Annotated in this window: 20 protein-coding genes; 8 read left to right on the top strand and 12 right to left on the bottom strand. The window is 69.0% G+C overall.

The annotated features are described in order from the left end of the window. Positions 1–108: 108 nt before the first annotated feature. Both E3O42_RS07200 and E3O42_RS07195 read left to right on the top strand, forming a co-directional pair. Positions 109–1,479, top strand: coding sequence for a hemolysin family protein (locus E3O42_RS07200; protein ID WP_134453325.1), 1,371 nt, complete (start codon positions 109–111; stop codon positions 1,477–1,479). Continuing rightward, positions 1,476–2,534 carry a hemolysin family protein gene (locus E3O42_RS07195; protein WP_134453283.1) on the top strand — a complete coding sequence of 353 codons (1,059 nt, stop codon included), beginning with the start codon at positions 1,476–1,478 and terminating at the stop codon, positions 2,532–2,534. The genes E3O42_RS07200 and E3O42_RS07195 overlap by 4 nt, the downstream gene beginning before the upstream one ends. On the opposite strand, the gene E3O42_RS07190 is transcribed toward E3O42_RS07195, so the two are convergent. Next, complete coding sequence (locus E3O42_RS07190) at positions 2,531–3,388, bottom strand: Cof-type HAD-IIB family hydrolase (protein WP_134453282.1); 858 nt, start codon at positions 3,386–3,388, stop codon at positions 2,531–2,533. The two genes, E3O42_RS07195 and E3O42_RS07190, sit on opposite strands and share 4 nt — an antisense overlap. Before the next feature lie 105 nt (positions 3,389–3,493). Here E3O42_RS07190 and E3O42_RS07185 point away from each other — a divergent pair, with 105 nt between their 5' ends. Next, on the top strand, positions 3,494–3,871 hold the full coding sequence (locus E3O42_RS07185) for a VOC family protein (protein WP_134453281.1): 378 nt from the start codon (positions 3,494–3,496) through the stop codon (positions 3,869–3,871). Positions 3,872–3,875: 4 nt separating this feature from the next. On the opposite strand, the gene E3O42_RS07180 is transcribed toward E3O42_RS07185, so the two are convergent. Next, the gene (locus tag E3O42_RS07180) at positions 3,876–5,012 is read right to left on the bottom strand and encodes an NADH:flavin oxidoreductase/NADH oxidase (RefSeq protein WP_241984695.1); all 1,137 of its coding nucleotides are present in this window, start codon (positions 5,010–5,012) and stop codon (positions 3,876–3,878) included. A gap of 22 nt (positions 5,013–5,034) precedes the next feature. Here E3O42_RS07180 and E3O42_RS07175 point away from each other — a divergent pair, with 22 nt between their 5' ends. From E3O42_RS07175 to E3O42_RS07160, 4 genes are read left to right on the top strand one after another with little or no spacing between them, the layout of a single operon-like run. Next, the gene (locus tag E3O42_RS07175) at positions 5,035–5,877 is read left to right on the top strand and encodes an ADP-dependent NAD(P)H-hydrate dehydratase (protein ID WP_134453280.1); all 843 of its coding nucleotides are present in this window, start codon (positions 5,035–5,037) and stop codon (positions 5,875–5,877) included. Between the two features lie 48 nt (positions 5,878–5,925). Then, positions 5,926–7,203 (top strand): glycosyltransferase 87 family protein, encoded by a 1,278-nt coding sequence (locus tag E3O42_RS07170; protein WP_206751224.1) that lies wholly within the window; start codon positions 5,926–5,928, stop codon positions 7,201–7,203. 2 nt (positions 7,204–7,205) lie between these two features. Beyond that, a complete protein-coding gene (locus tag E3O42_RS07165) occupies positions 7,206–7,544 on the top strand; it encodes a thiamine-binding protein (RefSeq protein ID WP_134453278.1) in 339 nt (112 codons plus the stop codon). Positions 7,545–7,578: 34 nt separating this feature from the next. Beyond that, entirely contained in the window at positions 7,579–8,856 is a 1,278-nt protein-coding gene (locus tag E3O42_RS07160) for an MFS transporter (RefSeq protein WP_134453277.1), read from the top strand. A gap of 28 nt (positions 8,857–8,884) precedes the next feature. On the opposite strand, the gene E3O42_RS07155 is transcribed toward E3O42_RS07160, so the two are convergent. The 8 genes from E3O42_RS07155 to E3O42_RS07120 form a co-directional block, all read right to left on the bottom strand. Next, entirely contained in the window at positions 8,885–9,556 is a 672-nt protein-coding gene (locus tag E3O42_RS07155) for a response regulator transcription factor (RefSeq protein WP_255454992.1), read from the bottom strand. A gap of 55 nt (positions 9,557–9,611) precedes the next feature. Beyond that, positions 9,612–10,904: a hypothetical protein gene (locus E3O42_RS07150; RefSeq protein WP_134453275.1), complete on the bottom strand. Its 1,293-nt coding sequence runs from the start codon at positions 10,902–10,904 to the stop codon at positions 9,612–9,614. Then, complete coding sequence (locus E3O42_RS07145; RefSeq protein ID WP_241984694.1) at positions 10,901–11,950, bottom strand: sensor histidine kinase; 1,050 nt, start codon at positions 11,948–11,950, stop codon at positions 10,901–10,903. Before E3O42_RS07145 ends, E3O42_RS07150 begins: the two co-directional genes overlap by 4 nt. A 177-nt stretch (positions 11,951–12,127) precedes the next feature. Beyond that, positions 12,128–12,802 carry a hypothetical protein gene (locus E3O42_RS07140; RefSeq protein WP_198414087.1) on the bottom strand — a complete coding sequence of 225 codons (675 nt, stop codon included), beginning with the start codon at positions 12,800–12,802 and terminating at the stop codon, positions 12,128–12,130. Next, positions 12,789–14,261, bottom strand: coding sequence for a DUF4389 domain-containing protein (locus E3O42_RS07135; RefSeq protein WP_134453273.1), 1,473 nt, complete (start codon positions 14,259–14,261; stop codon positions 12,789–12,791). Before E3O42_RS07135 ends, E3O42_RS07140 begins: the two co-directional genes overlap by 14 nt. A gap of 48 nt (positions 14,262–14,309) precedes the next feature. Continuing rightward, complete coding sequence (gene metX, locus E3O42_RS07130) at positions 14,310–15,503, bottom strand: homoserine O-acetyltransferase MetX (RefSeq protein WP_134453272.1); 1,194 nt, start codon at positions 15,501–15,503, stop codon at positions 14,310–14,312. Between the two features lie 143 nt (positions 15,504–15,646). Next, positions 15,647–16,975, bottom strand: coding sequence for a bifunctional o-acetylhomoserine/o-acetylserine sulfhydrylase (locus E3O42_RS07125; RefSeq protein ID WP_134453271.1), 1,329 nt, complete (start codon positions 16,973–16,975; stop codon positions 15,647–15,649). A 158-nt stretch (positions 16,976–17,133) separates the two neighbouring features. Next, positions 17,134–18,246 (bottom strand): acyltransferase family protein, encoded by a 1,113-nt coding sequence (locus E3O42_RS07120; RefSeq protein WP_134453270.1) that lies wholly within the window; start codon positions 18,244–18,246, stop codon positions 17,134–17,136. A gap of 29 nt (positions 18,247–18,275) precedes the next feature. Here E3O42_RS07120 and E3O42_RS07115 point away from each other — a divergent pair, with 29 nt between their 5' ends. Next, a complete protein-coding gene (locus tag E3O42_RS07115; protein WP_134453269.1) occupies positions 18,276–19,079 on the top strand; it encodes an SDR family NAD(P)-dependent oxidoreductase in 804 nt (267 codons plus the stop codon). 108 nt (positions 19,080–19,187) lie between these two features. Here E3O42_RS07115 and E3O42_RS07110 read toward each other — a convergent pair whose 3' ends face one another. Both E3O42_RS07110 and E3O42_RS07105 read right to left on the bottom strand, forming a co-directional pair. Next, positions 19,188–20,822 carry a solute symporter family protein gene (locus E3O42_RS07110; RefSeq protein ID WP_134453322.1) on the bottom strand — a complete coding sequence of 545 codons (1,635 nt, stop codon included), beginning with the start codon at positions 20,820–20,822 and terminating at the stop codon, positions 19,188–19,190. An 11-nt stretch (positions 20,823–20,833) separates the two neighbouring features. Beyond that, positions 20,834–21,181 carry a DUF485 domain-containing protein gene (locus tag E3O42_RS07105; protein WP_134453268.1) on the bottom strand — a complete coding sequence of 116 codons (348 nt, stop codon included), beginning with the start codon at positions 21,179–21,181 and terminating at the stop codon, positions 20,834–20,836. Positions 21,182–21,357: the final 176 nt, after the last annotated feature.

The raw sequence follows: 21,357 nt of genomic DNA, 5'->3' as shown, positions 1-21,357 counted from the left end.
CTGCCGGTATAGTTGACCCTCTAATGGACGACCCCCCTGCTGCGAATTCGCCCGACCATAAACCCTCGCCTGTGACCCCCGGCGGTGCTGCCCGTGTATGAGTGGATCATGCTCGGGATCGGCCTGATCCTGACCCTGGGCACGGGCTTGTTCGTGGCCAGCGAATTCGCGCTGGTCAACCTCGACCGTTCCGACCTCGAGGCGCGTCGCGACCGCGGTGAGACCCGCCTGGCGATGACCATCGCCGCGCTCAAAATCACCTCGACGCACCTCTCCAGCGCCCAGCTGGGCATCACCCTGACGACGCTGCTCACCGGGTATGCGATGGAGCCCGCGATCAGCTCGCTGCTCGCCGCTCCGCTGGGCCTCGTCGGTATCCCGGAGCCCGCGGTGCCCATCGTGGGATCGGCGGTCGCCATTGTCCTCGCGACCCTGGTCTCGATGATCGTGGGAGAACTCGTACCCAAGAACTTCGCCCTGGCGCTGCCGATTCAGACCGCCAAGGTCGTCATCCCGTTCCAGACCCTGTTCACCACGGTGTTCAAGCCCGCGGTGACGCTGTTGAATGAGAGCGCCAACGGCCTCCTGCGGATGGCCGGCATCGAGCCCAAGGAAGAGATCTCCGGGGCCCGCACCGCCGAGGAACTGTCCTCGCTCGTGCGACGGTCGGCCAGCGCCGGCCTGCTCGAAGCCGACACGGCTACCCTGCTGCACCGCACCCTGCTGTTCTCTGGGCACACGGCATCCGACGTCATGACCCCGCGCCCCCGGCTGGCCAGCATCCAACGCAACGCCAGCGCTCAGGCCGTCATCGACCTCACCCGGCAGACCGGCTACTCACGCTTCCCCGTCATCGACGAGAGCGCCGACGACGTCGTGGGCATCGTCCACGTCAAGCAGGCCGTGGCTGTGCCGCGCACCCGACGATCGGATGTGCCGGTGTCGGCCCTGCAATCAGAGGCGCTGCGGGTACCGGAGACCATGAAGCTCGACGGGTTGCTCGGTGAGCTGCGAGGCCGCGGCTTCCAGATGGCCGTCGTCGTCGACGAGTACGGCGGAACCGCCGGCGTCGTCACCCTCGAGGACCTCGTGGAGGAGCTTGTCGGCGAGGTCGCCGACGAGCACGACCGCACCAGGGCCGGCATCGTGCGCTCGCAGGGATCCCTCACCTTCCCCGGCATGCTGAGGCCGGACGAGGTCCACGAGCGGGCCGGCCTGAGCGTGCCTGAAGACGGCCCATACGAGACCGTCGCCGGCTACGTGATGAGCGAACTCGGCCGGCTGCCCGTCGTCGGCGACGCCGTGCGGATCGCCACCGGCGAACTTCGCGTGGAACGGCTCGACGGCCGTCGCATCGACCGCCTGCGCTATACCCCTGACCCCGTCGAACCCGGTCCGCCCGCGCCCGGCGCCGTGCGCACCATCCAGAAGGCACCAGTGACCACTTCATCTCAGACCAAAAGGGTGAGCGGCCGATGAACGACTGGGCCGGACTCGGCTGGCTGTTCGTGCTGCTGCTCGGCAACGCGTTCTTCGTCGCCGCGGAATTCGCCGTGATCTCCGCGCGCCGCTCGCAGATCGAACCACTCGCGGAGGCCGGCAAGCGCAGCGCCAAGACCGCCCTGTGGGCCATGGAGCACGCCACCCTGATGCTGGCGACCTCCCAGTTGGGCATCACGGTGTGCTCGCTGCTGATCCTGAACGTGTCGGAGCCGGCCATCCACCACCTGCTCGAGATCCCGCTGAACCTCACCGGGCTCCCCGAGGAGGCCATCGGCACCATCGCGTTCATCATGGCGCTGCTCATCGTGTCGTACCTGCACGTGGTCTTCGGCGAGATGGTGCCCAAGAACCTCTCGTTCTCGGTCCCCGACCAGGCCGTGCTGATCCTGGCCCCGCCGTTGGTGTTCTTCGGCCGTCTGGTCAAGCCCGTCATCGTGGCCCTGAACGCCACGGCCAACGGGGTCCTCCGTCTCTTCGGCGTAGCGCCCAAGAGCGAGGCGACGAGCACATACACGCTCGACGAGGTGGCGACCATCGTCACCCAGTCCACCAGGGAAGGTGTGCTCAGCGACGACTCCGGCGCCCTGTCGGCGGCGTTCGAATTCACCACCAAGAAGGCCAAGGACATCGCAGTGCCGCTCGACCAGCTGGTCAGCCTGCCGGAATCGGCCACGCCCGCCGACGTGGAGAAGGCCGTCACCCGGCACGGCTTCTCGCGCTACGTGCTCGACAGCGAGTCCGGCGAACCGAACGGCTACATCCACCTCAAGGACGTGCTCGGACTGAACGTCGACCCTGTCGACACCGGCCAGAACGGCTACACCGATCCGATCCCGGCCAAGCTGATCCGCCAGCTCGTGTCGATCTTCGAGGACACCGACCTCGAGGATGCCCTGGCCACCATGCGCCGCTCCGGCGCGCACCTGGCGCGCACCTTCACCGTCACGGGCGACGCCACCGGGGTGCTGTTCCTGGAGGACATCATCGAGGAGCTCGTCGGCGAAGTGCAGGACGCCACCCGGCGCCTCTAGGCCGGCGCAGGTGCCAGCGCCGGCAGCGCCGCGAGGATGCTCGTGATGACGCCTTCATCGAGGTTCGACGGGGCCTGGTGCCTGGCGCGTGCGCGGATGCTCGGGTGCGCGTTTGCGACGGCGTAGGAGTGCCAGGCGGCGTCGAGCATTTCGGCGTCGTTCAGGTAGTCGCCGAACGCCATGGTCTGCTCCCGGCGGATGCCCAGGTGCTGCTGCAGATGGATGAGCGCCGTGCCCTTGTTGGTTCCCGGACGCATGATGTCGACCCAGTTCGTACCGGAGACGACGACGTCGGCGGCCAGATCGAGCGCCAGGACGGCCGGTCCGGTGCGGGTCTCCGCTCGGCCGGCGTCGAAGATCGCGAGCTTGAGCACGTCGTCGCCCGCGGCAGCAACGGTGACATCGTCGACCATTGCCAGCGCCGCGTAGTACGGGCGCACCTGGGCGACGAAAGCCTCGTCGGTTCGTTCGATGTATGCGGACCTGGCCCCGCACACCACGATGCCGAGGTCTGAGCCGGCGGCGGTCTGGGCCCGCACCCACGCGACGACGGGGGCGATGATCGAGCCGACCACGGGTTCGAGGGCGATGCTCACACCGCCCTGAACAATGTTGGTGCCGTTCTCGGCGATGTAGACGAGGCCGTCCCGGTCGCCGAAGACGGCCTGCAGCGTCTGGTACTGGCGCCCGCTCGCCGGGGAGAAGAGGATTCCGGCGGCCAGGATGCTATCCAGCAGTGGCCAGAAACGCTCGGGGACCGTTCCATCGGCGTCGAGCAGGGTGCCGTCCATGTCACTGGCGATCAGGCGGATGTCGCTCGGCTGACCGGCGACGGGTTCTCTCGGGTGGGTCATTCGGTCCAGCCTAGTTCTTCTCACCCGGCGCCGACCCGGGCCCCTCGTGGGCCGGGTGCACCCGGCGTACCCTGTTGGGCATAACTGGAAAGCGAGGACAATCTCATGTTGAGTCAACTGGAAACCGCGGCGGTCCTGCCCGCCAGGGACATCAAGCGGGCCCGGGCGTTCTACAAGGACAAGTTGGGCCTCGAGCCTGCCGAGGTCCACGAGGGCGAAATGCGTTACCGCACCCCCGCTGGAGCCTCGGTGCTGGTCTACGAGACCGAGAACGCGGGCACGGCCAAGAACACGGCGCTGATCTGGATGGCCGACGACGTCGAGGCCGAGGTCGCCAGACTTCGCGAGGCGGGGGTGGTGTTCGAGGAGTACGACATGCCCGGGCTGGAGACCGAGAACGGCATCGCCACCACCGGCCAGGAGCGTGCCGCCTGGTTCAAGGACTCGGAGGGCAACATCCTCTGCGTCGCCCAGGTGGTGTAGGCCATTACTCCGTCGCCCAGGCTGCCCGCAGGTACTGGCCGGGCCAGTAGTCCAGCTGCACGCCCAGTTCGCGGGCCGCGCGGAGGCCGAAGTGCGGGTCGCGGAGGAACTCCCGGCCGAGCATGACGGCGTCCGCTGCGCCGGAGGCGATGATCTCGTTCGCGTGTGAGGCGGTCGTGATGAGGCCGACGGCGTTGACCGGCACGGCAGCAGTGTCCTTGACGAAGCGCGCCAACGGCACCTGATACCCGGGGGAGAGGGGGATCTGCACGCCGGTGACGTTGCCGCCGGAGGACACGTCGAAGAAGTCGGCCCCGGCCTGGGCGGCCCAACCGGCGACGACCGCGGTCTCGTCCACGGTCCAGCCGTCGACGGCGTAGTCGGTGGCGGAGAAGCGAACCAGCAGCGGAACGCTGTCGCCGACCTCGGCTCGCACGGCCTCCACGATGCGCAGGAGCAGGCGGGCACGGTTCGTAAGCGACCCGCCGAACTCGTCGGTGCGCTTGTTGCTCAGCGGGGAAAGGAACTGGTGCAACAGGTAGCCGTGGGCGGCGTGCAGTTCCAGGACGTCGAAGCCGGCGCCGATGGCGCGTCGAGCGGCCGCGACGAAATCGGCGACGACGGTGTCGAGTCCCGCGTTGTTGAGCGCCATCGGCTCCGCATAGCCGGGGAAGGCGATAGCGGAGGGAGCCAGCGTCGGCCAGCCGCCCTGGTCGGCGGGCACGCTGCCGTGCAGGCTCGTGCCCCAGGCCGGCCAGGTGGAGGCCTTCCGGCCGGCGTGGGCGAGCTGGATGCCTGCGGTGGCGCCCTGCCGGTGCAGGTAGTCGACGATGCGGGCCCAGGCGGACGCCTGGGCGCCGTTCCAGATCCCGGTGTCCAGGTCGGTGATGCGGCCCTCCGGGCTCACGGCGGTGGCCTCGGCGACGATCAGTCCGGCGCCGCCTGCGGCCATCGAACCCAGGTGCACCAGGTGCCAGTCGGTCGGCACGCCGTCGCGCTCGGTGACGGAGTACTGGCACATCGGCGCGACCCAGAGCCGGTTGCGAATGACAACCTCGCGCAGGCTGATCTGGTCGAAGAGCGAGACCGCCGGGGCGGAACCGGCTGCTGCGGGGGAGAGGGCAGTGCTGATATCGGACACCGAAACAACCTATCGTGAGTGCATGGCGAAACCGCGACGATGGCTGGAATGGGAGGCCGCCCAGGCCCGCGACTGGATCGCGGTGCCGCAGGCGACCGATGACAAGTACAGCCGAGGCGTGTTGGGTGTGCGCACGGGTTCGACCGAGTACCCCGGTGCGGCGGTGCTCGGTGTCGAGGCCGCGAGCCGTACCGGGGTGGGCATGCTGCGCTACCTCGGTCCGCGCCGGGTGGAGACCCTCGTGATGCAGCACCGTCCGGAGGTGGTGACGGTCGACGGCCGGGTGCAGGCGTGGCTGCTCGGCTCCGGGATCGACGCCGGCAACCGCAGCCCGGAGACGACGAAACAGCTGCAGAAGGCGCTCAGGCAGGGACTGCCCACGGTGCTCGACGCCGGTGCGCTCGACCTGGTCGGGGTGGGCGCCGGTCCCCGCCTGATCACTCCGCACTACCGGGAACTGGCCGCCCTGCTGGGCCGGTCCGGTGAGAGCGTCACCGTCGATGAGATCGCCGCCGAGCCGGGGGAGTGGGCCATCAGGGCCGCCGTGCTGCTTGATGTCACGGTGCTGCTCAAGGGCAGTGTGACCCACCTGGCCTCACCGTCCGGCATCCGCCTGACGGTATCCGGCGCCCCCGCTTGGCTGGCGACGGCCGGTTCCGGCGACGTTCTGGCCGGCATCCTCGGCGCCCTGCTGGCCACCAACACCGGCCGGATCCAGGCGGATGCCGACGCGCTCGCCGCGCTCGCCGCCACGGCGGCGTTCGTGCACGGGGCTGCGGCCCACCGGGCGTCCGGCGGCGGCCCGATCGTCGCGCTCGATGTGGCCCAGGCCGTTCCGGCGACGATCGCGGCGCTGCTCGCCTGAGCCGTCCGCGGCGGGGGAGTGCCACAGCGGAGTGCGCCACAGCGGAGTGTGCCACAGTGGAACGTGCCCGAATTCCTGCGCCGCCCCGCCCTGCTCTGGTGCGGCTTCGCGATCGTGCACGCGGTGCTCATCGCCCTGAACCTCAGTGGCATCGGCTGGCCGCTCGGCGACGTGGAGCAGGTGTACCTGGGCTGGGCTGAGGCCACGGCCTCCGGCGCCGTCAGGCTGGGCATCGACACCGCCTTCGTCTACCCGATCCTGGCCCTCGCCCCGATCCTCGCGTCACTGGTCTTCGGCGCCGGGCTCTACGCCCTCACCTGGCTCGGCCTGGTGACCGTGCTCAACGGGGTCGCTTTCGCCGTGCTGATCGGCCGCCGGCCGGGCCAGGCGGCCGCCCTGGCCGCCTGGTGGTGGCTGGTGTTTCTGCTGCTGCTGGGCCCCGTCGCCCTGGCCCGGATCGATTCCGTGACCGTGCCGCTGGCGGTTCTGGGACTGCTCTGGCTGCGCAGCCGGCCGTTCTGGGGCGCGGTGCTGCTGACCGTCGCCACCTGGGTCAAGGTCTGGCCGGTCGCGGCGATCATCGCGCTTGTGGTCGCTTCGAAGCGGCGCTGGCAGGTTCTGGCCGCCTTCGCCGGCACCTCAGCGCTGATCATCGGCGGCGCCCTGCTCGCCGGCAGCGGGCTCACCATCCTCAGCTTCGTCACCGAGCAGACCAACCGGGGGATTCAGATCGAGGCGCCGGTGGCGTCCGGGTGGTTGTGGCAATCGGCCCTGGGCATCCCCGGCGCCCTCGTCTACTACGACCAGCAGATCCTGACCTACCAGGTGATCGGTGCCGGCACCGACCTGGCGGCTGCGGTGCTGACGCCGCTGCTGGCGCTCAGCGTCGGCGTGGTGCTGCTGCTCGGCTGGCGCGCTCAACGGGCCGGCGCGGCGGCCGACCTGCTGTTCCCGCCGCTGCTGCTGGCCCTGGTGCTCACCCTGATCACGGTCAACAAGGTGGGCTCGCCGCAGTTCATGACCTGGCTGGCCGCGCCGCTGATACTCGGCCTGGTCGCCTCCTGGCGAGCCTGGCGGGGCCCGGCGCTCCTGGCCCTGGCGATGGCAGCGCTCACCCAGATCGTCTACCCGTATTTCTACAACGACCTGCTGGCCACCACCCCGGCCATGGTGCTGATCCTCTCGGTGCGGAACCTCCTGGAGCTGGTGCTGCTGGGATGGATGCTCGTTCGCATCTGGCGGCTGGGCGCCGCCTCCGCAACACTGTCAGGTATCCCCGCCGCCAGTCCCGGTGCCGCAACGCACCGCCCGATCCTCAAGGAGTAGTCATGCTTGTCGCGTTCTCGGTCGCCCCCTCCGGCGGCCCATCCGATTCGGTGCACGACGCCGTGGCCGCCGCCGTGCGCGTGGTGCGGGAGTCCGGACTGCCCAACCACACCGACTCGATGTTCACCACCATCGAAGGCGACTGGGATGAGGTCTTCGCCGTCGTCAAGGCGGCGACAAATGCCGTCGGCGCCTTCGGCTCCAGGGTGTCGTTGGTGCTCAAGGCGGACATTCGGCCCGGCTATTCCGGCGAACTCACCGCCAAACTGGACCGCCTCGAGGCGGCCATGGACGAGTCCGGCGGAGCGCATCCGACACCCCGGCCAGCTGCCGGCGCGTAACACGGCTGACACGAGTGACCCGTATTCTGAGGTGATGCCCTCACTTACCGACGATTCCTCGCGCCTGTCGCCGGCCCGCGTTCGCCTCGCCCTGCTGGCCCTGGCCCTCGGCGGCTTCGCGATCGGCGCCACCGAATTCGTTGCAATGGGGCTGCTGCCCAACCTGGCCGCCGACCTGTTGCCCGGGCTGTACGCCTCGTCACCGGATGCCGCCAACGCCCAGGTCGGCTGGCTCATCTCCGCGTACGCCCTCGGCGTCGTCGTCGGGGCGCCCACGATCGCCGCGGCCGCGGCCCGGTGGCCGCGCAAGCAGCTGCTGCTCGTGCTGCTGGCCTGCTTCACCCTGGCCACCATCGCCTCCGCGCTGCTGCCGACCTTCGGCCTGGTGCTCGTGGCCCGGTTCGTCGCCGCGCTGCCGCACGGCGCCTATTTCGGCATCGCGTCGCTGGTCGCCGCCGAGCTGATGGGCCCGGGCAAGCGGGCTCGCGGTGTCGCGATCGTGCTGTCCGGCCTGACCATCGCCAACGTCATCGGCGTGCCGTCGATCACCTGGCTCGGCCAGGTCGCGGGCTGGAGGGTCGCGTACATCGCCGTGGCCGCCCTCTTCGCGGTGACCTTCGTCGCCGTCATGGTGGCCGTGCCGTTCCAGGCCGGGGATCCCGGCGCCACGATGCGCAACGAACTGCGCGCCTTCGGGCGACTGCAGGTCTGGTTCGCGCTCCTGATCGGCGCCGTCGGGTTCGGCGGGTTGTTCGCCGTGTACACCTACGTGGCCCCGCTGGTGATCGAGGTCACCGGACTGCCCGCGCTCGCGGTGCCGCTCGTGCTTGTCGTGGTTGGCCTGGGCATGACCGTGGGCAACCTTGCCGGCGGCGTGTTCGCCGACCGCAGTGTGCGGCGCAGCATGTACTCGTTCTTCGCCGTCATGCTCGCGGCGCTGCTGTTGCTGGCCTTCTCCGCGCAGCACCTGGCCGGGCTGCTGACCGGGGTGTTCCTGGTCGGCGCGTCGGCGGCGGCGCTGTCACCGACCATCCAGACCCGGCTGATGGACGTGGCGCACGACAGCCAGTCGATAGCCGCGGCCCTCAACCACTCGGCGCTCAATCTCGGCAACGCGCTCGGAGCGTTCCTGGGCGGCATCGTCATCGCGGGCGGCCTGGGCTACCTCGCCCCGATCTGGGTCGGCTTCGGCCTGAGCGTGGTGGGGCTGGCGCTGGCGGTGCTCACCTTCGCGATCGACGGGGCACGCCGGAAGCGGGGCCAGCACGTGCCGTACGGCACGGCACTGATCACGGTGGTCGGCACGGACTGAGAGCCGCGCCGACCTGGCCGGCGGTGTTCTAGTCCGACTGCAGCAGGATGCCGTCGTGGATGGCGCGCTTGCGCAGTGCCACCTTGGTGCCGACGTCGAAACCCGCGAGACGGTACTTCTCGCGGATCCGCTTGAGGTACGACTTCGCCGTCTCCTCGGAGATGCCGAGCTGGTGGGCGACGGCCTTGACGGGCTCACCGGCGCCGTACAGCGCCATCACCCGCCGTTCCTGGGCGCTCAGCCGGGGCGAGGTGCCGGCGGACCCGGCGTGCAGGGCGAGGTCGAGTTCGGCGGAGATGTAGGACTCGCCGACGTTCGCGGCGTGGATGGCTTCGACGATGGTGCTGGCCTCTTCGGTCTTGACGAGGTACCCGAGAGCGCCGGCGGCGAGGGCCTCCCGCACCAGGGCCGGCTCCGAGTAGGTGCTCATGAGCACGGTCTTCACACCGGCCGTCTTCAGGGTGGAGATCTTGAGCGAGACCGGGATGTTGTCCTTGAGGTCCAGGTCGAGCAGCACCACGTCGACCGGGAATTCCGGGTGGGTGAGGAGCTCGGGCCAGGTGGTCACGGCGGCCACCATATTGATGTCGTCCGCGGCGCCCCGGATCCACTCGGTCAGCGCTCCCAGGAGCATCCGGTGGTCGTCGACCAGGGCCAACCGGATGGGATTTTCGATGAGCGTCACTGCTGTGTTCGTCACTGCTGCCTCCTGTTGCATTTTCCCTGTCGGGGCGCGCCAGGGCCGACTGGCCCGGTCACGCGTCCGCAGGATTGTCAATACTGCATTCGATGTCGACGTGGAGCTGCCCACTTCGCACCGAATCGATGTGAGGGCCGACTACTCGGATAGCTTGCCACGTCTCCGGGTCCACTCGTCGACGGGGGACCCCTTCGATGATCATTTTGATCGGAAACCGAAGCATTTCACCGATAACGTGGCCGTTGTTCCGGCCAAAAGGCCCGAAAACCAGCGAAACCGTCGGTTCGGCACCTTCGGTATCGCTGATCAGGAGCCAAATTGCCAGCAGCAGTGCGTCACGCTGGTTCGGCGAGAGCTCGCCGGCCAACCCGGCCGGGTCGTCGAGGTTGACGGCGGGGCCGAGGAATTCGGACTCGGTGAGTGCGTGGTGCAGCCAGGTCTCCCGGCGGCCCTCGATGAGGTGCAGGCGCAGCTGGGTAGCGAGCATCGCCGCCGCAGCCGATTTCGCGGCGCTGAGCGGCAGGGCGGTGCGCCCGGTGGCGACATCGTCGAGCAGGGTTTCGGCGTCCAGGTCGATGCGGGCCAGTTCCTCGGACGCGAGCATGCCCACGGCGGATGACGGTTGGCTGACGGTGCTCTGCACGAGTACCAGGTCCAGCTCGCGCTGCACGATACGGCGGAAGCCCCGCACGACCGACGCCCCGATCAGCGGGGGGAACACACACAGGCCGATGGTCAGGATGGCCGGGGCCACGAGCTCGGGATCGCTGCGTGCCGCGGTGACCGAGCCCGCAGCGATCACGGCGCCGAGGACCAGGGTGGCGGCGACGATCTCACGGCCACGCCGCACGGAGACCATCACGGCGAAAAGGGCGCCGACGGCGGCGGCGGCCGTTGGGTAGGTGCCGACGGCGGCGCCGTGGCCGTACCCGGCCAGGTCGAGCCCGACGACGACCTCGCCCATGGCGAGCACGGCGAGGAACAGCCAGGTCGGCATCCGGTCTGGCAGCCTGTTCACGAGGACCAGTGTGGCGACGGCGGCGAGCAGCAGGACGATCCAGGCCGCCAGGGTCGGCAACGGGTTCGGATACCGGTCCCACTGGATCGCGAAGCGCCAGAGCAAGAACAGGGCGAAGAACCCGCCGCTCAGGGAGATTCCGAAGCCGAGGTGGCGGCTGCCGAGGCCCGTGCGGTTGGCCAGGGTGGTCTGGACGGTGCGTTGCGGCCGCCGGAAGGTGCGGCGTCGCTCGTCACGCTGGTCGTCGAGCAGTTGTTTGTGCGCCCGGGCCGACGACGAGCTGCCGGTGTGCGGCGCGGGGGACGGGGTGGGCGCCGCTCCAATCGTCACTTGGGCACCTCGAGCACGACGGTGGTGCCGGAGCCGGGGGAGGAGAACAGGCGCGCGCTGCCGCCGACGTCGCGAAGCCGCGCGACGACGGACTCGGCGAAGCCGAGACGTTCGGTGCCGACAGCGCTGAGGTCGAAACCCCGGCCGGCATCCGTCACCATGGCGCGCACCGTCGTGTCGTCGTCGGAGATCGTCACGTCGGCGCGGGTGACGCCGGAGTGCCTGCGCACGTTCTCGAGGCACTCGCCGAGGGCGAGGAGGAACGAGTCGAGAACATCGCTGGGCAGGAGCACCTGGCCGCTGCCGTGCCAGTCGACCTCGAGCCCCATCCGGCCGAAACGCTGCTTCACCGACTCGAGGGTGCTGCCGAGCATCGACGTGTTGGACGGCTCCAGGGTGTACACCCCGGATCGGCTGGGGGTGGGTAGCGCGCCCAGGCGCAATTGGCGCAGCAGCCGGGCGTCATCGCCGGATTGCTGCCGGAGGGCGGCGGGGCTGACGCCGACGCCCGAATGCGCGAGGAGGGTGAGGGTGGCCAGGACGGTGTCGTGCAGCAGCCGGGCGCCCTGCCGGCGTTGCGCCTCGAGTTCACTGGCATGCCGTTCCGCCTGGTGCGCCCGCCCGATTGCGGCGACCCGCTGCAGCACCCGGGGTACGCTTTGCGCCATCCACCAGCCCCCCAGGGACAGGGCGCCCCAGCCGCAGACGGTCAGGGCGAGCGGCAGCACCGACCCGCCCGCAGAGATGGTGACGAACGCCACCCCGGCCACGGTCAGGCCGAAGGAGGCGAACAAGACGAGCTGGCGCCCCGGGCCGACGACGAGCACCGGCGCGACACTGCTGGCCGCGCCGGCGGCCAGGGTACCGATCATGGCCTCCTCGGCGGGGTTGAGACCGACATCAACCCTCGTGGCCAGCCCGACGACGAGAATGACGGCGTTGCTCAGCAGCACGATGCACAGCACCCACCGGAGGGCACCGCTCTGGCCCAGGACGTACTGGCAACCGATCATCAACAGGATCAGGCTCACGGAGAACAGGACCACGGGTGCATCAAGCCCGCCCGGTACAGCCAGGTAGGCCAACGACGTCACCGAAGCGGTCAGCCCGGTTACCCGGGCGGACCGACGAAGGACTCGATCGCGCTCTCTGGCAATGCGTGGCATGGATGCAGTACTCCTCATGAGTGCTCTACCGTCACCTTATCGGCCTCGGTGACGGTTTTACGGCTGTTGACTAGGACTTTCCTTCTGACGCAAAAGCAGGTGCAGAACCACGCCGCTCACCAGGGCCATGGACACTGCCATGAGCACCCCCGCGAGAACCCCAATGAGCAGTATGAGGGCGCCGGACTGCCCCGGCTGCCACAGCGGTGTGGCGACGGCGAAGAACACGGCCAGGCCGGCCCCCCAGGCGGCGGCGCTGCCGAGGATCCACCAGCCGGCGCCCCCGAGGAGCCGGCGAAGTTCGAACCACTGGGCGAAGCCGAGGGTGCATAACAGAACGGTGGCGACCAGGATTCCGGCGAGGAGTTGGGCTGCCTCCGGCCAACGCTGCCAGACCTCGGCCCACTCGGCGGGCAACAAGCCGATGAACCAGGCCGCGGCGCCGGCGATGGCCGTTGCGCCGACCCAGCGCCGGCGGTTCAGCGCCGGTACCCGGCTGCGGAGGACCGTCGCCTGCGTCCAGCCGAGCACGGTTCCTTCGACGGCGCCGGCGAGGATCAGCGCCGGCGCCACCACGGCTGAGCCGGCGACGGCCAGTTGAGCCAGGACCGGGGCGAGGAACCCCACGCTCTCGCCGAGGCTGACCCAGAGCAGCCAGTTGCGCAGGAACCTGTCTGCTCGGTCGGGGCCGCTGCGGGGCCGGGGGCCGGGGAGCGGTTTATCTACCGTCATGGGGAGCGGCGGGGGCGCCTGGTGCGGGTACTGCCATGGCAATGGAGCCTGGATCGATCGGGCCCTGGTCAAGCCGGAACGGCGGGTACTCGTCTCGCATCAGCGCGACGTAGACGATCACCCTGTACAGCCAGCGGTTGAGGCCGAGGACCAGGTCGAAGATTCCGCGCCGGTACCGTCCGCTGAAGAGCAGGATCACCGCGCCGATGAGCACCAGGATGCCCAGGAGCGAGAAACCGGTGCTGCTGGCGGTGGTCCAGCCGTTGCTGCCGCTCGCGGTCCAGCCCCAGCTGCCGCCGGTGATGATCGCCACGATGAACAGATGGGGGATCACCAGCAGCCACCACTTGACCAGCACCAGGCCGTGCGACAGCCGCTCGGGATAGTCCACCTCGAGGTCGGCCGGATAGTCGGTGGCCGCCAGGGTGAACGGCGGGTACCTGTCGGTGCCGAGCGCGGAGTACGAATAGAAACTCACCCGCCAGTTCCAGCGCAGCACGCCGACGCTGTAGTTGAAGATCGATCTCGGGTAGCGCCCGGTGAGCAGGATGGCGAACCCGGCCACGATGGTGCCGAGCCAGAGCCCGAACCACAGGAAGAACAGCACGATGACGTGCGGGATGACCAGGATCCACTTGACCAGCCAGAGCGCCCGTGAGACGCCGGGGTCGAGCCAGCCGTTCAGTCGCGCCGGATAGTCGGCGCCCGGCCTGTCGGGATCGGCGCCAGGCTGGCCGGTCGCTCCGCCCGGTGCGGGCGTGGCGCCGCTGCGGCCGGAGGGCGCCGGTCCGTTTCGGCCGAGGCCGATCACACCGAGGATCACCAGGACCAGACCCACCACCAGGGTGAGGATGCCGATCAGCAGCAGGGTGATGGCCGCGGGCGCCAGGAGCCCGGATCGCACACCGGCGCTGACCTGCACAGCGACAGGGCTGCTGCCGTCTTCGTTCATCACCACGACGGCCCAGGAACCCGGCTGCACCGGCCAGGTGATTTCCTGGCTGCCGGGTCCGGCGGCGCTGACGGTCCAGAAATCCTGTTCGGCGGGCGGTTCGGGGCGGTCTGACCCGGCGATCTCTCCGTAACGCGCCCGGAACGGCGTGGATTCGATGCCGCGCACGTCGGTGTGGGCCACGTTCGCCAGATAGCTGTTGACGTTGGCCTGCGGCGCGATCCCGATGAATACGGGGTCGTCGTTGGCGCCCGTCGCCACCAACCGGATCCTGGCGATATCCATGTTCAGGGGCGGGGTCGTTCCCGTGGTCGTGACCGGACCGATCGGGGTGCTGGTCAGGGCGTACGAGTTGGCGACGAGGGGCACCGTGCGGGTGGAGAAGTAGCCGCTTTCTCCCTGCACGCCGGCGGCGACGGCGGCAACGGTGCCGGTGGCCGTCAACCCGAAGCCGATCAGGGCAAGCATGGTCCCGATCAGCAACATGATGAGCGGGCCGGGTTTCATGGCAGTCAGAGTTCTCCCGAACCCTTCGCGTGTCAACCCTTCGGGCGTTCAGCCGAGCAGCCACCGCAGCTGGTCGCCGATGGCCTGGTCCTCGATGAGGAACCCGTCATGGCCGTAGCCGGACTCGATCACGACGGGCCCGCCACCGCCGCCGAGTCCGGCCGCTATGACGCGCTGGCCGTCCAGCGGGAACAGCCTGTCGCTGTCGATGCCGACGACGAGGGTGCGGGCCGTGATGCGGGCCAGGGCGGCATCGACGCCGCCCCTACCCCGGCCGATGTCGTGGGAGTTCATCGCCTCGACCAGAGTGATGTAGCTGTTCGCGTCGAACCGCCGGGTGAACTTGTTGCCGTGGAAGTCGAGGTAGGACTCCACCGCGAACCGGCCGTGCGCGCCCAGCGGGGTGATGTCGCTCTGCCAGCTGCGCTCGAAGCGGGAGTTGAGTTCCGACGGGCTGCGGTAGTTGAGCAGCGCCATCCGCCTGGCCAGGGCGAGGCCACGGCTCGGACCGTCGCCGGCCTCGGCGTCGTAGTAGTCGCCCGCCCGAAAGAGCGGGTCCGTGCGGATTGCCTCGATCTGCACCGAATTGAGTGCGATCTGGTCGGCCGTCGTGACCGGCGGGGCGGCCAGGATGCCCAGCCGGGCCACCCGGCCGGGGTGGTCGATGCCCCATTCCAGCACGTGCATACCGCCCATGGAACCGCCGACGATTCCGGCCCAGCGCTCGACGCCGATCCGGTCGCTGAATGCCACCTGCGCCGCCACCTGGTCGCGGATGGTCAGGTAGGGGAACCGGGGCCCCCACTCGGAGCCGTCCGCTGCGAGGGACGCCGGGCCGGTGCTGCCCTGGCAGCCGCCGAGCATGTTTGGCGCCACCACGAACCAGCGGTTCGTGTCGATCGCCAGGCCGGGGCCGACGATGCCGCTCCACCAACCGGCGGTCGGATGCCCGGGCGCCGGCGGGCCGGCGACATGGCTGTCCCCGGTGAGCGCATGCAGCACCAGCACCGCGTTGTCGCCGGCCGGAGAGAGCTCGCCCCAGCTCTCGTAGGCGATCCGCACTCCGGCCAGGTGCCCGCCGGCCTCGAGGTCCAGGGCGCCGATGTCGACGAACCGGCGGCCGCCTACCGGTTCGCCGTCACGCCAGGCACCCGTCACCGGCGGCTTGCCCATCAGGGAGCGCGCCTGCGCGTCAGTGACGAGGCTGGACGGGACGGTGTCCGCGGAGTATTGCCATTCCATACGGCTCCATTGTGGCCATGTTCGGCCGTGGCCGCCGATTGTTACGTCGCGCGGGCGGGTAAACGACCGCGAGCCGTGAGAAAAGCACCATCCCGGGCTCCGGGACGGGGCTTAACTCACGGCTCGCGAGGTCTCGACGGATTTTAGGCGTTCGCGCGGGACGCCGCGACCACGGCCCGGGCGGCGGCCAGACCGGCCTCGAGGTCGGCCTGGAGGTCGACGACGTTCTCGATGCCCAGGGACAGGCGCACCAGGCCCGGCGTGACGCCCGCGGTGAGCTGCTGTTCCGGGGTGAGCTGGGCGTGTGTGGTCGACGCCGGGTGGATGACGAGCGAGCGCACGTCGCCGATGTTGGCCAGGTGGCTGAACAGGCTGAGGTTGTCCACCAGCGCACGCCCGGCATCCACCCCGCCCTTGAGCTCGAACGAGAGCACCGCGCCCACGCCCAGCGGGGCGTACTTGTTGGCGGCCGCGTACCAGGGGCTGGACGGCAGGCCGGCGTAGTTGACTGACGCGATGTCGGGGTGGTTCTCGAGGAACTCCGCGATCGCCTGGGCGTTGGACACGTGCCGCTCGATGCGCAGGCTGAGCGTCTCGATGCCCTGGATAAGCTGCCAGGCGCTCGCCGGGGCGATGGAGCTGCCGAGGTCGCGCAGCAACTGCACGCGGGCCTTGATGATGAAGGCGAGGGCGTCGCCGACCGCGGTGGTGTAGCTGGCGCCGTGGTAGGACGGGTCGGGTTCGGTGAGCCCGGGGAACTTCTCGACGTTGGCCGACCACTCGAACAGGCCGCCGTCGACGACGACGCCGCCGATGATGGTGCCGTGGCCGCCGAGGAACTTGGTGGCCGAGTGCACGACGATGTCGGCACCGTGTTCGAACGGGCGGATCAGGTACGGCGTCGCGATGGTGTTGTCGACGATCAGCGGCACCCCGTTGGTGTGCGCCACCTCGGCGACGAGCGCGATGTCGAGCACGTTGATCTTGGGGTTGCCGATGGTCTCGGCGAAGAACAGCTTGGTGTTCGGCCGTACCGCGCGGGCCCACTCGGCGGCGTCGTCCTGGTCTTCGACGAAGGTGGTCTCGATGCCGAGCTTGGCGAGGGTGTACTTGAAGAGATTGTATGTACCGCCGTAGATGGAGCTGGACGACACGATGTGGTCGCCGGCCTGGGCGATGTTGAGCACTGCGAAGGTCGACGCCGCCTGGCCGGATGCCACCAGCAGGGCGCCGGTGCCGCCCTCGAGGGCGGCGACGCGCTCCTCGACCACGGCCTGGGTCGGGTTCATGATGCGGGTGTAGATGTTGCCGAACTCGGCCAGCGCGAACAGCTTCTGGGCGTGCTCGGCGCTCTCGAAAACGTATGAGGTGGTCTGGTAGATCGGGGTGGCCCGCGCGTTGGTCACGGGGTCGGGGCGGGCCCCGGAGTGGACCTGCTTGGTTTCGAACTTCCAGTCGGCGGAATCGCTCATGGGTCGGTCTCCCTGTTCGTGCTCGAGCCGGCATGCCCGAGGAATCGCGTGTGCGGAACCAGACGCTCCGCTACTCTGCTGCAACCATAGGCAGGGGTGCGCCGAGCGACAACGGACCGCGAAACACTACGTCATCTACTGCGCCTGCTGCTGCCGGGCTACCGGCCGGGCCCGTGCGGCAGCACGATCGTGCCCGTGTGGGTGGACGGTTCCTGCCTGAACAACCAGCGCAGCCTGGGCTCCACCAATGGCCGGAAAACTCGCCTGACGACGGGCAACGAGAGCACCACGGAGATCAGGATGGCCAGCAGGATCACGGCCGGCAGCACCAAGGGCGGCTGCGGCCCCTCGAGGATACCGGTCTCCCGCAGCGGGTAGAGCAGGAAGCTGTGCAGCAGGTAGATGTACATGGTGGCGGCGCCCAGCGGCGTGAACCAGGTGGCCCGGCGCGGCATCAGCATCAGGAAGGCCAGGATGAAAGCGAAGGACGCCACCATCAGGCCCAGGCGGATGACGCCGGCCCAGAACTGGTCGTAGCCGAACTGCCAGTACGCCTCGTCGTAGAGGGTGAAGCTGCGCAGCCGCAGGTCACGCACACCGACGATGTTGACGGCGATGGCGATGGCGAGGGCGCCGAACAGGGCGATCGCGCCGGACCGCCAGCGCCAGACCGCGGCCGGGCGCAGGTGCATCCACCGAGCCGTGAGGGGCCACTGGCGCAGCCTCCAGCCGAACACGAAGAACGGCAGCAGCCCCAGGGTGCGCGACAACGAGAAGGTGCTGTCGATGTCGCCGACGTAGCCGGCGCCCACCGAGATCGCGATGCTGATCAGCAGCGGGTACCGCATCAGCACCAGGTACGGCAGCGCCACCCGCCAGATGGCCAGGGAGATCAGGAACCAGAGTGTCCAGGACGGGCTGGAGTAGTCCACCCTCAGGGTGCCACTGAAAGCCCACTCCACCAGCGTCCAGATGGTCTCGAAAATCAGGTAGGGGAAGACGACGTCCGTGATCAGCCGGTGCATCTGGCGGGGGCCCGGCGGCCCCGACTTGGCGAAGTAGCCGCTGACGGCGACGAACACCGGAACGTGGAACGCGTAGATGAACAGGTAAACCCCGTAAGCGGGGTCGGATTCGCTGATCAATTTAAGGATCGCGTGACCGATCACCACCAGGGTGACGGCGATCCAGCGCGCGTTGTCCCACAACGGTACGCGGCGCTTCGCCTTGTGCGGACCGGCGTGGGGTGGGGTCTCTGTCGACGAACTCATCGGGTCTATTCTCCGGGCAGAATGGGGCAATGGGCAAAAAGAGAGTTGTGGTCACGGGTGCGAGTTCGGGAATCGGAGCGGCGACGGTGCGCCTGTTCCGGGAGCACGACTGGGATGTGGTGGGTGTGGCCCGCCGGGCCGACATGCTCGAGGCGCTGGCCCTGGAGACCGGCGCGGCGGTGTTCGCCGCCGACCTCACCGTGCAGGCCGACGTGGACGCGCTGCGGGAGTACCTCGGCGGCTCCGGCCCGGTGAACGCCCTGGTCAACAACGCCGGTGGCGCAAAGGGACTCGACTCGGTCGAGGCCGGCTCGATCGACGATTGGGCCTGGATGTACGAGATCAACGTGCTCGCTTTGAAGCGGGTCACGAGCGCGCTGCTGCCGTTGCTGCGCGCCTCGATCTCCGCCGAGACGGATGCCGCGGCCGCCGGCGCCGCCGCATCCGCCGACATCGTCAACATCACCTCCATTGCCGGGCACACGGCGTACGCCGGCGGCGGCGGCTACAACGCCGCCAAGTTCGCCGCGCACGCCCTGACCGAGGTGCTGCGCCTCGAGCTCAGCGGTGAACCCATCCGGGTGATCGAGATCGCCCCCGGCATGGTGCAGACCGACGAATTCGGCCTGGTGCGCTTCGGTGGCGACGCCGAGAAGGCACAGGCCGCTTACACGAACGTGCCGCATCCGCTGGTGGCCGAGGACATCGCCGCCACCATCGTGGCCGCCGTGGAATTGCCTGCCCACGTGAACGTGGACTTGCTTGTGGTCAAGCCGGTCGCGCAGGCCGCCCCGCATCTGGTCGCCCGCGGCCCGCTCACCCCGCGCGCCTAGCCATAACTGTTGCCCATGCGGGCAATTGCGCCCGGCGTACCGGGCGCAATTGTCTGCTTCGGCCACAGTTGAGGCCGGGGGATGCGGGCGGGAGAACGCTGAGGTGCCCTAGTGCTCGCTGGCCTTCTCGGCGCCGAAACCGGTGAGGGAGCGCACCGCCATCTCGGCGGCCAGCTTCGGGTCCTCCCGGCGGGTGCTGGTGACCGAGCCGAGCCAGCCGAGGAAGAAACCCAGCGGGATCGAGATGATGCCCGGGTTGTTCAGAGGGTAGATCGCGAAGTCCACGCCCTCACCGAACATCGAGGTGGGCGTACCGGAGAACACCGGCGAGAGCACGATCAGCAGGATCGCCGAACCCAGCCCGCCGTACATGCTCCACAGCGCCCCGCGGGTGGTGAAACCGCGCCAGAACAGGGAGTACAGGATGGTGGGCAGGTTGGCGCTCGCCGCGACCGCGAAGGCCAGCGCCACCAGGAACGCGATGTTCTGCCCCTGTACGCCGATGCCACCGGCGATGGCGAGGATGCCGATCACCACGACGGTGCGCCTGGCGATCTTGACCTCACCGTCGGGGTTGCCCGTGCCCTTCTTGATCACGCTCGCGTAAATGTCGTGCGCAAAAGAGGTGGCCGCGGTGATGGTGAGGCCGGCCACGACGGCGAGGATGGTGGCGAACGCGATGGCCGAGATGAGGCCAAGCAGCAGCGGGCCGCCGAGCGCCAGCGACAAGAGTGGCGCCGCCGAGTTCACCCCGCCGGGGGAGGCGAGAATGGTTTCTGCGCCCACGAGGGCCGCGGCACCGAAGCCGAGTACCAGGGTGAACAGGTAGAACGCCCCGATCAGGAAGATCGCCCAGACCACCGAGCGTCGGGCCTCCTTGGCGCTGGGCACGGTGTAGAAGCGCATCAGCACGTGCGGCAGCCCGGCGGTGCCGAGCACCAGGGCGATGGCCAGCGAGATGAAGTCCAGCGGGTTGCCGCCGTACTGCAGGCCGGGCGAGAGGATGGCGTCTGGCGGGGTTACCGCGGCGTTGGCGACGGCGGCGTCGAGCAGGGTGGACAGGTTGAACCCGTTGATGACCAGCACCCACACCGTCATGGCTCCTGCGCCGATGATGAGCAGGAAAGCCTTGACGATCTGCACCCAGGTGGTGCCCTTCATACCGCCGATCAGCACGTAGAGGATCATCAGACCGCCGACGACGGTGACGACGATGGACTGGCCGAGCTTGTCGTTGATGCCCAGCAGCAGCGAGACGAGTCCGCCGGCGCCGGCCATCTGGGCGAGCAGGTAGAAGAAGCACACCGCCAGGGTGGTGGTCGCCGCAGCGACGCGCACGGGACGCTGGGCCAGCCGGAAGGAGAGCACATCCGCCATGGTGAACTTGCCGGTGTTGCGCATCAGCTCGGCCACCAGCAGCAGGGCGACGAGCCAGGCCACCAGGAAACCTATCGAGTAGAGGAACCCGTCGTAGCCGTTCACGGCGATGGCACCGACGATGCCGAGGAACGACGCGGCCGAGAGGTAGTCGCCGGCGATCGCGAAGCCGTTCTGCGGCCCGGTGAAGGAGCGGCCGCCGGTGTAGTAGTCGGCGGCGGTGCGGTTGTTGCGCCCGGCCCGGATCACGATCACCAGGGTGACGGCCACGAAGGCCAGGAAGATCGAGATGTTCAGGACCGGGTTGGTCTCGGCTTGTTCGACAACAGCCTGTTCGACTGCCGCCGCGACGGTGCCAACGGTCATGCCCAGGGCGCTCATGCGGCGGCCTGCTGCTCGAGCTCTGCGCGCAACTCGGCGCCGAGCGGGTCGAGCACCCGGTTGGAGAATGCGACGTACCAGATGGTGATGGCGAACGTCGTGACGAACTGGCCCAGGCCCAGCACCAGGCCCAGGTTGACGCTGCCGGCGACCTTGATCGCCATCACGTCGGGCAGGTACGCGGCCACCAGCACGAACGCGAAGTACCAGACCAGGAAAAACACGGCCAGCGGCACCACGAACCTCCGGCGCCGGCGCTGCAGATTGACGAAGCGGTCGGTGGTCTCGAAGGCGACATAGTCGATCGAACCTCCCGGCCTGGTGTCTTTCAGTGATTCCTTCATGGGGCTCCTTTGCTCCGGTGAGATGGGATTGCTGAGATGCGGAAAGTCAGGCCGGATGCACGGCGCGGGCGAGCGCGTCGAGCACGGTGGGGCTTCGATCGAACCTCCCCATTGAAGCTCTCATGTATACACAAGGTTCGGTTAGTCTTGCATAGAGTGGCCAATGGGGGAATAGA

Origin of the sequence: Cryobacterium adonitolivorans, assembly GCF_004402695.1 — a bacterium.
Taxonomy (GTDB): Bacteria; Actinomycetota; Actinomycetes; order Actinomycetales; family Microbacteriaceae; genus Cryobacterium; species Cryobacterium adonitolivorans.
The sequence above is the reverse complement of the archived record's forward strand: the minus strand, read 5'-3'. Positions and strand labels throughout refer to the sequence as shown.

What these genes read in the sequence shown, in the direction of transcription:
- E3O42_RS07125 (WP_134453271.1), bottom strand. Translation starts at nt 16,975, where the DNA reads ATGAGCGATTCCGCCGACTGGAAGTTCGAAACCAAGCAGGTCCACTCC.
- E3O42_RS07195 (WP_134453283.1), top strand. Translation starts at nt 1,476, where the DNA reads ATGAACGACTGGGCCGGACTCGGCTGGCTGTTCGTGCTGCTGCTCGGC.
- E3O42_RS07135 (WP_134453273.1), bottom strand. Translation starts at nt 14,261, where the DNA reads ATGAAACCCGGCCCGCTCATCATGTTGCTGATCGGGACCATGCTTGCC.
- metX (WP_134453272.1), bottom strand. Translation starts at nt 15,503, where the DNA reads ATGGAATGGCAATACTCCGCGGACACCGTCCCGTCCAGCCTCGTCACT.
- E3O42_RS07190 (WP_134453282.1), bottom strand. Translation starts at nt 3,388, where the DNA reads ATGACCCACCCGAGAGAACCCGTCGCCGGTCAGCCGAGCGACATCCGC.
- E3O42_RS07120 (WP_134453270.1), bottom strand. Translation starts at nt 18,246, where the DNA reads ATGAGTTCGTCGACAGAGACCCCACCCCACGCCGGTCCGCACAAGGCG.
- E3O42_RS07110 (WP_134453322.1), bottom strand. Translation starts at nt 20,822, where the DNA reads ATGACCGTTGGCACCGTCGCGGCGGCAGTCGAACAGGCTGTTGTCGAA.
- E3O42_RS07185 (WP_134453281.1), top strand. Translation starts at nt 3,494, where the DNA reads ATGTTGAGTCAACTGGAAACCGCGGCGGTCCTGCCCGCCAGGGACATC.
- E3O42_RS07175 (WP_134453280.1), top strand. Translation starts at nt 5,035, where the DNA reads ATGGCGAAACCGCGACGATGGCTGGAATGGGAGGCCGCCCAGGCCCGC.
- E3O42_RS07160 (WP_134453277.1), top strand. Translation starts at nt 7,579, where the DNA reads ATGCCCTCACTTACCGACGATTCCTCGCGCCTGTCGCCGGCCCGCGTT.
- E3O42_RS07165 (WP_134453278.1), top strand. Translation starts at nt 7,206, where the DNA reads ATGCTTGTCGCGTTCTCGGTCGCCCCCTCCGGCGGCCCATCCGATTCG.
- E3O42_RS07200 (WP_134453325.1), top strand. Translation starts at nt 109, where the DNA reads ATGCTCGGGATCGGCCTGATCCTGACCCTGGGCACGGGCTTGTTCGTG.
- E3O42_RS07140 (WP_198414087.1), bottom strand. Translation starts at nt 12,802, where the DNA reads ATGACGGTAGATAAACCGCTCCCCGGCCCCCGGCCCCGCAGCGGCCCC.
- E3O42_RS07105 (WP_134453268.1), bottom strand. Translation starts at nt 21,181, where the DNA reads ATGAAGGAATCACTGAAAGACACCAGGCCGGGAGGTTCGATCGACTAT.
- E3O42_RS07115 (WP_134453269.1), top strand. Translation starts at nt 18,276, where the DNA reads ATGGGCAAAAAGAGAGTTGTGGTCACGGGTGCGAGTTCGGGAATCGGA.